At 73.9% G+C, this 13,708-nt stretch carries 10 protein-coding genes and 1 tRNA gene; 7 read left to right on the top strand and 4 right to left on the bottom strand.

The annotated features are described in order from the left end of the window. The 3 genes from NR073_RS08105 to NR073_RS08115 all read left to right on the top strand — a co-directional run. A partial coding sequence (locus tag NR073_RS08105; RefSeq protein WP_256748728.1) for an integrase core domain-containing protein occupies window positions 1–200 on the top strand: 200 nt, incomplete at its 5' end. Window positions 201–259: 59 nt separating this feature from the next. Beyond that, window positions 260–1,249, top strand: coding sequence for an NAD(+) diphosphatase (gene nudC, locus NR073_RS08110; RefSeq protein ID WP_073117090.1), 990 nt, complete (start codon window positions 260–262; stop codon window positions 1,247–1,249). 15 nt (window positions 1,250–1,264) lie between these two features. Next, complete coding sequence (locus tag NR073_RS08115) at window positions 1,265–3,394, top strand: ATP-dependent DNA helicase UvrD2 (protein ID WP_095353693.1); 2,130 nt, start codon at window positions 1,265–1,267, stop codon at window positions 3,392–3,394. A gap of 42 nt (window positions 3,395–3,436) precedes the next feature. On the opposite strand, the gene NR073_RS08120 is transcribed toward NR073_RS08115, so the two are convergent. Continuing rightward, window positions 3,437–4,165, bottom strand: coding sequence for a ThiF family adenylyltransferase (locus NR073_RS08120; RefSeq protein ID WP_256748729.1), 729 nt, complete (start codon window positions 4,163–4,165; stop codon window positions 3,437–3,439). Window positions 4,166–4,262: 97 nt separating this feature from the next. On the opposite strand from NR073_RS08120, the gene NR073_RS08125 reads away from it, so the two are divergent. Further along, a complete protein-coding gene (locus NR073_RS08125) occupies window positions 4,263–4,991 on the top strand; it encodes a M48 family metallopeptidase (RefSeq protein ID WP_230278211.1) in 729 nt (242 codons plus the stop codon). A gap of 7 nt (window positions 4,992–4,998) precedes the next feature. Here NR073_RS08125 and NR073_RS08130 read toward each other — a convergent pair whose 3' ends face one another. Beyond that, on the bottom strand, window positions 4,999–6,399 hold the full coding sequence (locus NR073_RS08130) for a zinc-dependent metalloprotease (RefSeq protein WP_230278210.1): 1,401 nt from the start codon (window positions 6,397–6,399) through the stop codon (window positions 4,999–5,001). A gap of 196 nt (window positions 6,400–6,595) precedes the next feature. On the opposite strand from NR073_RS08130, the gene NR073_RS08135 reads away from it, so the two are divergent. From NR073_RS08135 to NR073_RS08145, 3 genes are all read left to right on the top strand, one after another. Continuing rightward, a complete protein-coding gene (locus NR073_RS08135) occupies window positions 6,596–7,666 on the top strand; it encodes a PDZ domain-containing protein (RefSeq protein WP_227717880.1) in 1,071 nt (356 codons plus the stop codon). Between the two features lie 110 nt (window positions 7,667–7,776). Then, on the top strand, window positions 7,777–10,836 hold the full coding sequence (locus NR073_RS08140; RefSeq protein ID WP_230278209.1) for a UPF0182 family protein: 3,060 nt from the start codon (window positions 7,777–7,779) through the stop codon (window positions 10,834–10,836). 176 nt (window positions 10,837–11,012) lie between these two features. Next, window positions 11,013–11,086 (top strand) — tRNA-Met (locus NR073_RS08145). Window positions 11,087–11,219: 133 nt separating this feature from the next. Here the strand turns inward: NR073_RS08145 and NR073_RS08150 are convergent. After that, the gene (locus NR073_RS08150; RefSeq protein WP_256748730.1) at window positions 11,220–12,620 is read right to left on the bottom strand and encodes a sodium/glutamate symporter; all 1,401 of its coding nucleotides are present in this window, start codon (window positions 12,618–12,620) and stop codon (window positions 11,220–11,222) included. Window positions 12,621–12,798: 178 nt separating this feature from the next. Further along, window positions 12,799–13,617, bottom strand: a complete 819-nt coding sequence (locus tag NR073_RS08155) for a PspA/IM30 family protein (protein WP_069941443.1) — start codon at window positions 13,615–13,617, stop codon at window positions 12,799–12,801. Window positions 13,618–13,708 lie beyond the last annotated feature (91 nt).

A 13,708-nucleotide genomic window follows, 5' to 3' on the forward strand; every position in this document is an offset into this window, starting at 1 on the left:
AGGTCGAACGGTACAACCGGCTGATGGTCGATGAGGTCCTCTACGCCCGCCCGTATACCTCAGAGACAGCTCGGCGTGAGGCGCTGGCCGTGTGGGTGAACCACTACAACTACCATCGGCCTCATACCTCCTGCGGGGACGCCCCTCCGGCCTCGTTGGCCCCGGCCCGAGTCAACAACGTCATGCCCTCCTACACCTAGGCGCGGAACGCCCGCCCCCGTCGTCGGGCGCACCGGAGACGGGTCGCTAGCCTGGACGCATGGCTTCCTGCCCCCCGTCGTCGTCCGACCTCACCGCCGCACCGCCGCTGGCCCTGCCGCTGGCCCGCGAGGAGCTGGACCGCGGTGCCGTGGCTCGCCTCGACCCGGGCCACCTGGCGGCGGTCTGGGCGCGCGAGGGAACGGAGGTCCTGTGGCTGCAGGGTGGCCGCGCACCCGTCGCGGACGGCCGGCTCGTCTTCACCGCGCCCTCCGGTCCCGTGCCGGCCGAGGCCGCGTATCTGGGCCGCGGCACCGCGGCGGACCGGGGCCCGCACGGGCGGGAGCGCGAGGTGGTCTCCGTCGCCGTCGAGCCGCCGGCGGCCCTGCCGGAGGACGCGGCCACCGCGCTCGCGGACGCCGTGTGGGTCGGCCTCCGCGATGCGGCCGCCGCCCTCAGCGACGCGGACACCGGGCTGTTCGTGGCCGCTGTCGCGAACGCCAACTGGCACGCCACCCACCGCTTCTGCGCGTTCTGCGGCGGCGCCACGGACGTCGAGGCGGCCGGCTGGGTGCGTCGCTGCCGCAACTGCTCCCGGGAGCAGTTCCCGCGCACGGACCCGGCGGTGATCGTGGCCGTCATCGACCCGGCCGGGCGGATCCTGCTGGGCCGCAACGCGGCGTGGCCCGAGGGGCTGTACTCCTGCCTGGCCGGGTTCGTGGAGCCGGGGGAGTCCCTCGAGCACGCGGTGGTCCGGGAGATCGCGGAGGAGTCCGGGATCACGGTGACGCAGCCGCGCTACCGCGGCTCCCAGCCGTGGCCGTTCCCGCGCTCGCTCATGCTCGGTTTCACCGCGCTGGCCCCGGCCGGTGCCGAGCCGGTCCCGGACGGCGAGGAGATCCTCTCCGTGCGCTGGTTCGAGCGGGAGGAGCTCGCGCATCTGGCCCGCGAGGGCGACGTCACCCTGCCCGGGGCCGTGTCCATCGCGCGGGCACTCATCGAGGATTGGTACGGTGGGACGCTGCCCGATGCGCAGACCCTGATCACCTAGGAGGACTCGTCCCGCATGAGCACTCCCGACGAGATCCTCCGCGGCCTCGACCCGGAGCAGCGCCGGGCCGCCACGGCCCTGCACGGGCCCGTCTGCATCCTGGCCGGCGCCGGCACCGGCAAGACCCGCGCCATCACGCACCGCATCGCCTACGGCGTGGCCTCCGGCGTCTTCGACCCGCACCGCACCCTCGCCCTGACCTTCACGGCGCGCGCCGCCGCGGAGATGCGCACCCGCCTGCGCGACCTCGGCGTGGCCGGCGTCCAGGCCCGCACGTTCCACTCGGCGGCCCTGCGCCAGCTGCAGTACTTCTGGCCCCAGGCCGTGGGCGGGCCCATGCCCTCGCTGATCGAGAACAAGGTGCGCCTGCTCACGGAGGTCGCCCAGCGCATGCGCATGACCGTGGACCGGGCCGGCCTGCGCGACCTCGCCGGCGAGATCGAATGGGCCAAGGTCTCCCTGCACGCCCCCGAGGGCTACGCCGAGGCCGCGAAGGAGCGGGAGATGCCCGCCGGCTGGACCGCCACCACCGTCGCCCGTCTCTACACCGGCTACGAGGAGGCCAAGACAGCCCGGAACATGATCGACTTCGAGGACGTGCTGCTGATCCTCGTGGGGATCCTGTCCACCGAGCCGCAGATCGCGGCCACGATCCGGGACCAGTACCGCGTGTTCGTGGTGGACGAGTACCAGGACGTCTCGCCGCTGCAGCACCGCCTGCTCGACCTCTGGCTCGGCGACCGCGGCGACCTGTGCGTCGTCGGCGACGCCTCTCAGACGATCTACTCGTTCACGGGCGCGACCTCCCGCTTCCTCACCGACTTCCGTGAGCGGTATCCCGCGGCCACGGTGGTCCGTCTCGTGCGTGACTACCGGTCCAGCCCGCAGATCGTGGAGGCGGCCAACCGCCTGCTGGCGGACCGCACCAAGGCGGGGGAGCGGGACCGCACGATGCCGCGCTGGCCCGACCCCCTCGAGCTCGTCTCCCAGCGGCCGGCCGGCCCCGACCTCGTGTTCGCGGAGTGCACCGACGACGAGGCCGAGGCCGGCTGGGTCGCAGACCGGATCGCGGCGCTGATCGACGACGGCGTGCCGGCCTCCGAGATCGCCGTCCTGTTCCGCACCAACGGCCAGTCCCAGGCCTTCGAGACGGCGCTGTCCTCAGCGGGCATCGGCTACCAGCTGCGCGGCGGCGAGCGGTTCTTCTCCCGGCGCGAGGTGCGCGACGGCATCCTGCAGCTGCGGGCCGCCGCCCGCGCGGCCCAGGACCTGACGGGCGACGACGTCACGGACCGGGTGCGGGACGTGCTCTCCTCGCTCGGCTACTCCGCCGAACCGCCGTCGGCCACCGGCGCGGCCCGTGAACGGTGGGAGTCCCTGCACGCCCTCGTCAACCTCGCCGACCAGCTCGCCACGACGCGCGGGGCCGAGTTCACGCTGACCGAGCTCGTGGCCGAGCTCGACGAGCGCGCCCAGCACCAGCACGCGCCGACGGTGCAGGGCATCACCCTGGCCTCGCTGCACTCCGCCAAGGGCCTCGAGTGGGACGCGGTGTTCCTCGTGGGCCTGTCCGAGGGGCTCATGCCGATCTCCTTCGCGGAGACCCAGGCCGAGGTGGACGAGGAACGGCGCCTGCTCTACGTGGGGATCACGCGTGCCCGCCAGCACCTGTCGCTGACGTGGACGCTCTCGCGGGGCACGGGCGGGCGCTCCACCCGGCGGCCCTCCCGGTTCCTGTGGGCCATCGACCCGACCCTCGGCGGCACCCGCGAGCACGCCCCGGCCCGTGGTTCCGCGGCCGGCCCGACGGCGCCGCGGCGCCGGGGTGCGAAGGTCGCCGTGTGCCGCACGTGCGGCAAGCCCCTCGAGACGGGAGCCGAGCGCAAGGTCGGCAGCTGCCTGGACTGCCCCGCCACCTACGACGAGGCCGTGCTCGAGGAGCTGCGCGACTGGCGCACCCGCACGGCCGCCGAGATGCGGATGCCCGCGTTCGTGGTGTTCACGGACGCCACCCTCGTGGCCATCGCCGAGGCCATGCCGAGGACCCCGGCAGAGCTCCTGAAGGTGCCCGGCCTCGGCAAGACCAAGCTGGAGAAGCACGGACCGGAGCTGCTCGAGCTGCTGCACGGCACCCCGACGGCCTGAGCCGCGGGCCCGCACCCCGTTCCGCCGGCGGCGCCGCCCCCGTCAGAACGCCCAGCCGAGCGCATCCGGGTCGCAGGCGCAGCCGGGCCGGGGGCGGACCTTCACCCGGCGCGTGCGTCCCGTCACCCGATCGGCCCGCAGCACGCCGGGGGCCGGTCCGGTCCGCAGCGCGTCCACGGTCAGCACGGCGGCCCGCAGCGCCGCGAGCCCGTCCACCTGTCCCCGGTGCGCCGACGGGCCGGGCGCCGTCGGGACACCGGGGACGCCCGCCGGGTCCGCGGGCCATCGGCACAGCGGGCACCCGCGCACCCCGGGGGCGCACCATGGTCCGACCGTGACCGCTCTCGGCCCCACCGTGACCGGCAGCAGCGGGTGGTCGGCGGCCAGGGCCTGCGCGGCCAGGTCCGCGTCGAGCACGGACCCCACCGCCACCGTCGCCTGCCCCACGAGCACCGGCACCGGGCCGTGGTGCGCGAAGACGCGCAGCCCGGGGGCCACATCGCCCAGCCGGCGCTCGAGCGCACCCGCCCGGGGCCGACCGAGGTCCCCGGGCAGCAGGCCGGTCCCCAGGTCCGCGGCGTCGACGGGCCGCGGATCCCACAGGGCCAGGCGCAGCGCCCCGGCCCCCGCCAGCGCGTGGGCGATCGCCGCGCCCACCGCGTCGAGGCCCGCCACGTGGACGTCCGTCGGCGGGGCCCACGCCCCCGGCTCCAGCGCTGACGCGGCGGCAGCATGAGGGACGGTGGTGACGGTCTCGGCGACGGTGCGCACGGCTCTCCTCTCGGCTCGGTGCCTCCCACCCTGCCAGGGCGCTCCCGGACCGCGCCGGATTGTCCACAGCCTGCGGCCCATGCCGGACAATGGCCGGATGCGCCCTGTCCCGCCCGCCCCCGGCCGCCCTCCGCGTGCCGTCCCGGCCGCCCACCGCGGTCCCGCCCGCGAGAGCATCCATCTGGACTGGGAGGGCACGCCCGTGCGGCTCGTGCGCTCCACGGCCCGCACCCGCACCGTCTCGGCGGCGTGGCGCGACGGCCGCCTGCAGGTCAACGTCCCGGCCCGGCTCTCGGCCGCGCAGGAGCGCGAGTGGATCGGCCGGATGGTCGCGAAGGTGGGCGCACGCGGCGGGACGGGGCAGCCGGCGGCCGACCCGGACGGCGGCCCCGCCGACGCTCGCTCCGACGACGCGCTCCTGGCCTGGGCGGGACGGCTCTCGGCGGCGCACCTGGGTGGGCGGGCCCGTCCGGTCTCGGTCACGTGGTCGGCCCGGCAGCGCCGCCGCTGGGGCTCGTGCACGCCGGCCCGCGGCACCATCCGGCTCTCGACGCAGCTGCGCGGCATGCCGGACTGGGTGGTGGCGGCGGTGCTCGTCCACGAGCTGGCCCATCTGCTGGAGTCCGGACACGGCCCGGCCTTCCGACGCCTCGTGGACCGGTACCCGCGCTACGCCGAGGCGATGGCCTTCCTCGACGGGGTGACCTTCGCCGAGGGCCGCGGTCGCACGGCGCCGGACCGGTGGGCGGAGGACGAGGACGCCGGCTGGCACGACGGCGGGCGGCCCGCACCCGAGGTGCCGGACCGCCCGCCGCCGTCGTGCTGAAAGAGGCTCAGCCCTCGCGCGGCGCGTCGCCGAAGCCGCCCTCGAGGAGCTTACGCAGCTCGTCGTCGAGGGACTCGGTGCTGGCGTCCGCGGCGGAGCGGCGCCCGGCGTACCCGGCGGGGTCCTCGAGGTCCTCCGCGGTGGGCTGACGCTCGGGATGGCGCCAGATCTCCTCGCGGTACTCCGTGCCGTGCTCGGCCGTGACGTACTCCCAGAACGCGGCGGCCTCGCGCAGGCGGCGCGGGCGCAGCTCGAGGCCCACGAGGGCGGCGAAGGCCTGTTCGGCCGGGCCGCCCGAGGCGCGGCGGCGGTTCATGGTCTCGCGCAGGGCGGGCGCCGACTCGAGCGGGCGCGCGGCCTCGGCGACCACCACGTCCACCCAGCCCTCCACGAGGGCGACGAGCAGCTCCAGCTGGTCCAGCGCGGCCTGCTGGGTGGCGTCCGGGGCGGCGATGAAGGACGCGCCGTCGAACACGGCCTGCAGGGAACCGGGGTCCATCGGGTCCACCGACTGCGCGGCCCGCTCGATGCCCTCGGTGTCCAGGCGGATGCCCGCGGCGTACTGCTCGACGGCGGCGTACAGGTCCCGCTCGAGCCACGGCGAGTGCAGGAACAGGCGCATGCGTGCGGCCTCGCGCAGGGCCAGGTAGATGCGGATCTGGTCGTCCGGCACGGAGAGCCCGTCGCCGAACTCCTCGATGTTCACGGGGACGAGGGCGAGACGGTGGCCGGCGACGGGCAGGCCGATGTCCGTGCCCGAGAGCACCTCCTTGCCCAGGGCGCCCACGGCGCCCCCGAGCTGCAGGCCGAACATCGTGCCGCCCATGTTCTTCAGCATGGGCTGCAGCCCGCCGAGCAGGGAGGCGTCCATGCCCTCGGGGAGCTGGCCCGGCAGCTGCTGCTCGATGGCCGCGGACATCGCGCGGGACATCGAGACGGCCACGGGCTCGGTGAGCCGGCGCCACTGGTCCATGGTCGCCTCGACCCACTCGGCACGGGACCAGGCCACGCCGACGCTGCCGACGGGCTCGGTCTGCGTGATGCCGTCGAGCCACAGCTCGGCCAGCCGCAGCGCCTCGTCCACCTCGCGTCGCGCGAACGAGCCGACGGCCGGGTCCTCGCCGGCCACGGCCTGGCGGGCGGCCTGCTTCGCCAGAGCCCAGTTCACGGGGCCGTCCGAGCCGGAGCCGGAGCTCATCATCGCCTGGAACTGGGCCATGGCCTGCTGCATCATGGCCGGATTCAGCTGGGACGGGTCGAAGGGCACCCCGCCGGGGCCGCCCAGGCCCTCCATGGCGCGTCGGACTTCGTCCGGGTCGGGGCCCTGGCCGCCGAAGAGCTGCCGCAGCATCTCCTCCAGGGGGTCGCGGCCGTCGTCGGATCCGGGCGTGCGCGCGTCGTTGCTCATGTCTCCAGCGTATCCGCGTCGGCGCGGCGCGCCCGCCCTCCCGACGTCGCGGCGGCGCGGTTCGCCCATGGCGCACGGCGTCGCGCGGGGCAGGCGGGGGTCGCGGCCCCGCGTAGACTGGTGTGACCGTCGCCGCGCGGCCCGTGCCCGGCGGCGAGGACGGCCCGATCAGGACCCCCAGGAAAGACGGTGTCGCGTGCGCGCAGTGCCCTCGAGGACCACCCGCGCCGCCCGCGTGCCCTTCTCCGGATGGCTCGCCCTGGGCAGCGCCGGGCTGGCACTGCTGGCCCCCACCCCCTACATCCTCGAGGGCCCCGGCCCCGCCGTGGACCTGCTGGGCGAACGCGAGGGTCGACCGGTGCTGCGCGTCGAGGGCGGCGAGGCGGACCCGGGTGAGGGGACCCTGGCCATGACCACCGTGATGGTCGGGGGCCCGCCCATCGGCACCACCTCCCTGCTCGATCTCGGCCGCGGCCTGACGGACCCCGCCGTGGACGTGGTCCCGCGCGAGCTGATGTACCCCACCGGCGTCACCTCCGACGAGGTCGGCGAGGCCAATTCGGCGGCCATGTCGGACTCCCAGCAGACCGCGACCGCCGCGGCCCTGCACGAGCTCGGCCGGGAGGTGCCCCAGCGGCTCGTCGTGCAGCAGCTCGTGTCCGGCGGGCCCGCCGAGGGTGTCCTGCGGGCCGGGGACGAGGTGATCGCCGCCGAGGGACGGCCCGTGGCCGACCTGGAGGCCGTGCGCGCCGCCGTCGGGGCCGCGGGGCCCGACCCGGTCACGCTGACGGTCCGCCGCGACGGCGTGGAGCAGGACCTCGAGGTGCCGGTGGCGGCCGCCCCCGAGGGCGCGCCCCAGCCGTGGCAGATGGGGGCCCTGATCGAGACCGCCTACGACGTCCCGGTGGACGTCGAGCTGACCGTGCCGGACATCGGCGGGCCCTCGGCGGGTCTGATGTTCGCGCTCACCGTGATCGAGCGGCTGACCCCGGGCGCGATGACGGGGGGCGCCCCGATCGCGGGAACGGGCACGATCTCGGGGGACGGCGTCGTGGGTCCCATCGGCGGGATCCCGCAGAAGGTGCGCGGCGCCGCCGAGGCGGGGGCCACGACGTTCCTCGCCCCCACGGCGAACTGCGAGGAGCTGGCCGGCCGTGTGCCCGAGGGTCTGACGGTGTACCCCGTGGACACGCTGGGCCAGGCCCGCGACATCGTCGAGGCGGTGGCCCGGGGGGAGAGCCCGGCCGCCGCCCGGACGTGCGGCTGAGCCGACGCACACCAGGACCACCAGACCACCAGACCGGACGACATGTCCGGGGCGCAGCGCCCCGGGCCGGAGCAGAGCCCCGCGGACGCGGGAGGGAAGAGGACAGAGCAGTGAGCTTCGGACAGGGAGGCGGCGGACCGTTCGGCGGACCGCCCCGTGACGGCGGCGGGACCGCCGGGGGTCCGTTCGGCGGGGGCGGGTCCTCCGCCGCGCGGGGCAGGGGCCGGCCGGGCCGGCCGAGCGCGCTCGTGCTGACCATCATCGCGGTGGCCGTGCTCGTGGGGCTGTTCGTGGTGTTCACGAACGTCTACACGGACGTGCTGTGGTTCTCGCAGCTGGGCTTCACCGAGGTCTTCTGGACCGAGGTCGTCGCCAAGGCCGCGCTGTTCCTGATCGCCGGGCTCGGGATGGCCCTCGCCGTGTGGCTGGCGATCCGCACGGCCTGGCGCCACCGCCCCGCGGACGCGTCCGCGGCCGCGCGGGACTCGCTCAGCCAGGCCCAGCGCCAGCTGGAGCCCATCCGGCGCCTGGTGTTCCTGGGTGTCCCGCTCGTGCTCGGCGTGTTCGCCGGCTCCACCGCGATGAACGGCTGGAACACGGTCCTGCTGTTCCTGAACCAGGTGCCCTACGGCCAGGCGGACCCGGAGTTCGGCCTGGACCTCATGTTCTTCATGGCCACCCTGCCGTTCCTGACGCTCGTGGTCGGGTACCTGATCTCGGTGGTCCTGGTCTCCGGCATCACCGGTCTGCTCGTGCACTACCTGTACGGCGCGGTGCGCGTGGAGGAGGGCGGCGGCGTGCGGATCACCCCGGCGGCGCGCGCCCACATCGGCATCACCCTCGCCGTGTTCCTGCTGCTGCAGGGCGTCAACTTCTGGCTCAACCGCTACCGCACCACGCAGTCGCAGACCGGCAACTGGGCCGGCGCGCTCTACACGGACGTGAACGCGGTCATCCCGACGTCGGCGATCCTGGCGGTCACGGCCGCGATCGTGGCCGGCCTGTTCGTGTGGACGGTGGTCTCGGGCCGGTGGCGGCTGTCGCTGATCGGCACCGCGGTCCTGGTCATCACGGCGCTCGTGGTGGGCACGGCGTACCCCTTCATCGTGCAGGAGTACCAGGTGAAACCGTCCGAGCGCACGCTCGAGTCCCAGTACATCGAGCGGAACATCGCCATGACGCGCGAGGCGTACGGCCTGGACGACGTCGAGGTGACGAACTACGAGGGCGCCACGGACACCGAGGCCGGGGCCCTGGCGGGCGAGGAGGCCAACACGGCCAACGTCCGTCTCATGGACCCGAACCTGATCTCCCAGACCTTCGGGCAGCTCCAGCAGTTCCGTCCGTACTACTCGTTCCCCACCACGCTGCACGTGGACCGCTACGAGGTGGACGGCCAGACGCGGGACACCATCCTGGCGGCCCGTGACGTCAACGTGGACGACTCGCAGTCGTGGGTGAACCGCCACACCATCTACACGCACGGCTACGGCATGGTCGTGGCCGACGCCTCCGAGGTCGCGGCCGGCGGCCGGCCCCAGTGGCTGCTCTCCGAGATCCCGACGCGCGGGCCGCTGGCCTCCGACCAGGACTACGAGCCGCGCATCTACTTCGGGCACAACTCGCCCTCGTACTCGGTGGTGGGTGCGCCCGAGGGCGCGCCGGCCGTCGAACGCGACCGGCCGCAGACGGCCGACTCCCAGGAGGACACGGCGTACACCTTCTCCGGCGACGGCGGCCCCTCGGTGGGCAACCTGTTCAACCGGCTCGCGTACGCGGTGAAGTTCGGCTCGCCCGAGCTGGTGCTGTCCTCGGACGTGAACGAGGCCTCGCAGATCCTCTACGACCGCGACCCGGCCGAGCGCGTCCGCAAGGTCGCGCCCTACCTGACGGTGGACACCGCCCCCTACCCGGCGATCGTCGACGGCCGCGTGCAGTGGATCGTGGACGCCTACACGACCTCGGACCAGTTCCCGTACTCCACCGCCCAGCAGCTGGGCGAGGTCACGGTGGACTCCCTGAGCCAGGGCCAGAACCCGGCGCTCCAGGGCCGGGTGAACTACATCCGCAACTCGGTGAAGGCGACGGTGGACGCGTACGACGGCTCGGTGTCTCTCTACGCGTGGGACGACCAGGATCCGCTGCTGCGGGTCTGGCAGAACGTCTACCCGTCCTCGCTGCGCCCGTACTCGGAGATGAGCGCCGGACTCCTGGACCACGTCCGCTACCCGGAGGACATGTTCAAGGTCCAGCGCGAGCTGCTCGGCCGCTACCACGTGACCGACGCGGACGACTTCTACGAGAACAACGACGCGTGGTCCGTGCCGTCGGACCCCACGCGCGAGGAGGACGTCAAGCAGCCGCCGTACTACATGACGCTGCAGATGCCCGGCCAGGACGAGCCGGCGTTCTCCCTCACCAGCAGCTACATACCGCAGATCACGGACGGTGCCCAGCAGCGCAACGTGCTCTACGGGTTCCTCTCCGCCGCCGGCGACGCCGGCACGGGGGAGGACGGCGTGAAGGCCGAGGGCTACGGGCAGCTCCGACTGCTCGAGCTGCCGCGGTCCACCACGGTGCCCGGCCCGGGCCAGGCGCAGGCCAACTTCGACTCGAACGCGGACGTCTCGCGGGAGCTGAACCTGCTGCGCCAGGGCGCGTCCGAGGTGCTCAACGGCAACATGATCACCCTGCCGGTGGCCGGCGGCATCCTCTACGTCCAGCCGGTGTACGTCCGCTCCTCGGGCGGCACCACCTACCCGACGCTGCGCAAGGTGCTCGTCTCCTTCGGCGACAAGGTCGGCTTCGCGGACACCCTCCAGGAGGCCCTGGACCAGGTGTTCGACGGGGACTCGGGCGCGGTCACCCCGGAGGAGAAGCAGGCGGAGGCGCCCGCGCCGGGCGAGGAGCCGACGGCTCCGGGCACCGTCGAGGAGGAGCTCTCGGCGGCCCTCGAGGAGGCTCAGGACGCCCTGACCCAGGGCCAGGAGCGTCTGGCCGAGGGCGACTGGGCCGGCTACGGCGAGCAGCAGAAGCGTCTCAACGAGGCCCTGAAGCGTGCCACCGCCGCCGACGACGCCCTGGGCGGCGACGCGCCTGCCCAGGACCAGGCCCCGGCCGAGGCGAGCCCCCCGCCGTCGTCGAGCCCCAGCCCGACGCCGAGCGGCTGAGCCGGCGCCGGCGGGCCGGGCCCGCCGGACCGTCGACGGCGGCCCCGGCCACGCACCGCGCGTGGTCGGGGCCGCTGTCGTCTCGGGGCAGGTGGCCGCCGCATGGCCGCCGGATGGCGGGGTGCTGACGCCGATTTGAACTCGACGGAACAGGTGTGTATAGTTCTAGAAGTCGCCGCGGGGTGGAGCAGTTCGGTAGCTCGCCGGGCTCATAACCCGGAGGTCGCAGGTTCAAATCCTGCCCCCGCAACGAGAAGGAGAAGGCCCCCAGCATCTGCTGGGGGCCTTCTCGCATGTCCGGGACCGGTCGCCCCGGCCCGCCGGCACGGTGCCGGCGGGCGAGCCGACCGCCCTCGGGCGATCAACGCGGGGGAGCGGGAGTGTCAGCGGCTCGAGGCCCGGACCGCCTGCTGGGCCGGCGTGCGGCGGCCCGGATCGGTGCGGCGCAGCCAGACGGCAGCGATGATCGCGATGATCGCGATGGCGCCCCAGATGCCGACCACGGCCCAGGACAGGCCCGCGAGGAGCAGCAGCGGCACGAAGGACACCGCCGCGATCTCCACGGGCACCACCGGGATGTAGGCCACCCCGAACTGCTCCATGGTCCCGGACTTCAGCTTCGGGTCCACGATGCGCAGCATGGCCACGCCCGTGGCGACGGCGCCGGTGGCCCAGCCCCACGTGAACAGCTGCTTCTCGAACCACGCGTCGGTCATGACGCGCGGCGCCACGACGATCCCCAGGAACAGGGCCAGCGCGAGGCCGATCACGAACAGGAGCAGCAGCGGCTGCCAGTAGTCCACGACCACGGTCGGGGCGATCGCGGCGATGCCGCAGACGATGAGGATGTCCGTGGCGGTGCCGGACACCGAGTTCAGCGAGCCCGGGTCGAGGAACTTCGCCGTCTTCGTGGCCTGGAACAGGACGCGGGCGATCAGGCCGAGGAGGAACGCGATCGCGAACGCGGGGATGATCAGCTGGGGTCCGTCCTCACCCACGATGCTCGGCCACACGGACGTGATCCAGGAGACCACGCCGTGCGCGGCCGCCGCGATCATCGCGACGACGCCGACCTGGAAGGCCAGTGACTCCACCGAGGCCGCCGAGAAGGTGTGCCGGCCGATGACCGGGCGTTCCTCCACCTGGTTCAGCACCCCGGTGCGCAGCTCCTCCGGGATGGAGGTCAGGCCCGCGAACTCCTGCGCGTGGCCGCGCTGCGCGCCGATCTTGGCCTGGATGATGCCGCCCACCACGCCGACGATCATGCCGACCGTGGCCGAGGTGTAGGCCAGCGAGGTGACGGTCGCATCGCCGTTGGCCGCGTATGCCTGGCCCACGGCGGCCGCGGAGCCGAAGCCGCCCGCCCAGCCGGCGAACAGCAGGGCGGCGAACGAGTCGGGCGCGTCGAACAGCGGCTGCAGGAGGACCAGCGTGACGAGGGCGCCGATGGCCACCTGGGAGGCGTAGATCAGCACGCCGTAGGACGCGAACGCACCCACGGGGCGGCCGATCTTGCGGACGTCGAAGTCGTCGGTGAGCGCGATGCACACGAACACGATGACGATCAGGATCGAGCCGTACGTGCCCAGCTGGGAGCTGAACGGCAGCCAGCCCAGGCCGTTGGGGCCGAGGGCCAGGCCCAGGATGCCGACGATGACGGAGGCCGGGATCATCAGGGTCTGGAGGGGTGTGATGACGGCACGGGCCAGCGTGCCCACGGCCAGGAGCGCGCCGATGAGGCCGGCGTCGACCAGCACGGACCAGGCCGTGAACTGCTCTTGCATGGGGTTCTTCCTCTGTGCGGGGACGGGGGAGCCCCACGGAGCGTGCCGAGGGACCCCGGGACAGTACCAAAGGAGTGCGGGGGCCGGGGCGCGTCCGGGAGGGGCACCGGCCGGGGCGCACGAGGACGGCCCGCCGCGCCGGCGTGGGCCGGGCGACGGGCCGTGGGGCGGGGCGGGGTCAGCCGCGCGCGGTGCCGGTCTCCTCGGCGGTCCCCTCGGCGGCGTAGTCGAGGGTCAGGGTCTCGTCGGCGTCGACGTCGCCCGAGGCGAGGGCGGCCTGGCTGGCGCCGCCGGCCTTGAGGGCTGCGAGGCGGGCCTCCACCTCGGTCTTCTCGCCGAGGTCCTCGAGGGACTCGAACTGGGCGTCGAGGGAGGAGGCGGCGATCTCCTGCTGGCCGCGCACGCGGGCCTCCTCGCGACGGACCTTCTCCTCGAAGCGGGAGACCTCGGAGGTCGGGTCCAGCAGGTCGATCGACTTCACGGCGTCGGCCACCGCGGACTGGGCGTGGGCGGACTTGGCGCGGGCGGTCAGCTCGTCGCGCTTGGCGACCAGCTGCTGACGCTTGACCTTCATCTGGTCCAGACCGGTCTTCAGGCGCTCCACGATCTCGCGCTGCGAGGCGATGGTCGGCTCCGCGGACTTCGCCTGACGCTCGAAGTCCATCTGGCGCTCGATGGCCACCTTGGCGAGGTTGTCGAACTTGTCCGCCGAGGCGGTGTCGCCCTTGGCGCGGAAGTCGTCGGCCTTCTGGGAGGCGGCCAGCGCCTTCTGGCCCCAGCTGCGGGACGCGTCCTGGTCCTCGCGGTAGTCGTCCTCGATCATCCGCAGGTTGCCGATGGTCTGGGCGACGGCGGCCTCGGCCTCCGCGATGTTGTTCGTGTAGTCGCGGACCATCTGGTCCAGCATCTTCTGGGGGTCCTCGGCCTTGTCCAGCATCGCGTTGATGTTGGCCTTCGCCAGCGTGCTGATGCGGCCGAAGATGGACTGCTTGACCATGGTGTCTGCCTTTCGTCGGTCTTTCACGTCAGCGCAGACCGTCGGCCTGCGTCCACCCCGTCCCGCGCGTGCGGGCCGGGCCGGCGCCCGG

It is taken from the genome of Micrococcus sp. Mcc28, from assembly GCF_024519775.1.
Lineage (GTDB): Bacteria > Actinomycetota > Actinomycetes > Actinomycetales > Micrococcaceae > Micrococcus > Micrococcus luteus.

Excerpts from the sequence above, each read along its gene's own strand:
- NR073_RS08130 (WP_230278210.1), bottom strand. The coding sequence starts at position 6,399 with ATGAGCAACGACGCGCGCACGCCCGGATCCGACGACGGCCGCGACCCC.
- NR073_RS08115 (WP_095353693.1), top strand. The coding sequence starts at position 1,265 with ATGAGCACTCCCGACGAGATCCTCCGCGGCCTCGACCCGGAGCAGCGC.
- NR073_RS08125 (WP_230278211.1), top strand. The coding sequence starts at position 4,263 with ATGCGCCCTGTCCCGCCCGCCCCCGGCCGCCCTCCGCGTGCCGTCCCG.
- NR073_RS08150 (WP_256748730.1), bottom strand. The coding sequence starts at position 12,620 with ATGCAAGAGCAGTTCACGGCCTGGTCCGTGCTGGTCGACGCCGGCCTC.
- nudC (WP_073117090.1), top strand. The coding sequence starts at position 260 with ATGGCTTCCTGCCCCCCGTCGTCGTCCGACCTCACCGCCGCACCGCCG.
- NR073_RS08155 (WP_069941443.1), bottom strand. The coding sequence starts at position 13,617 with ATGGTCAAGCAGTCCATCTTCGGCCGCATCAGCACGCTGGCGAAGGCC.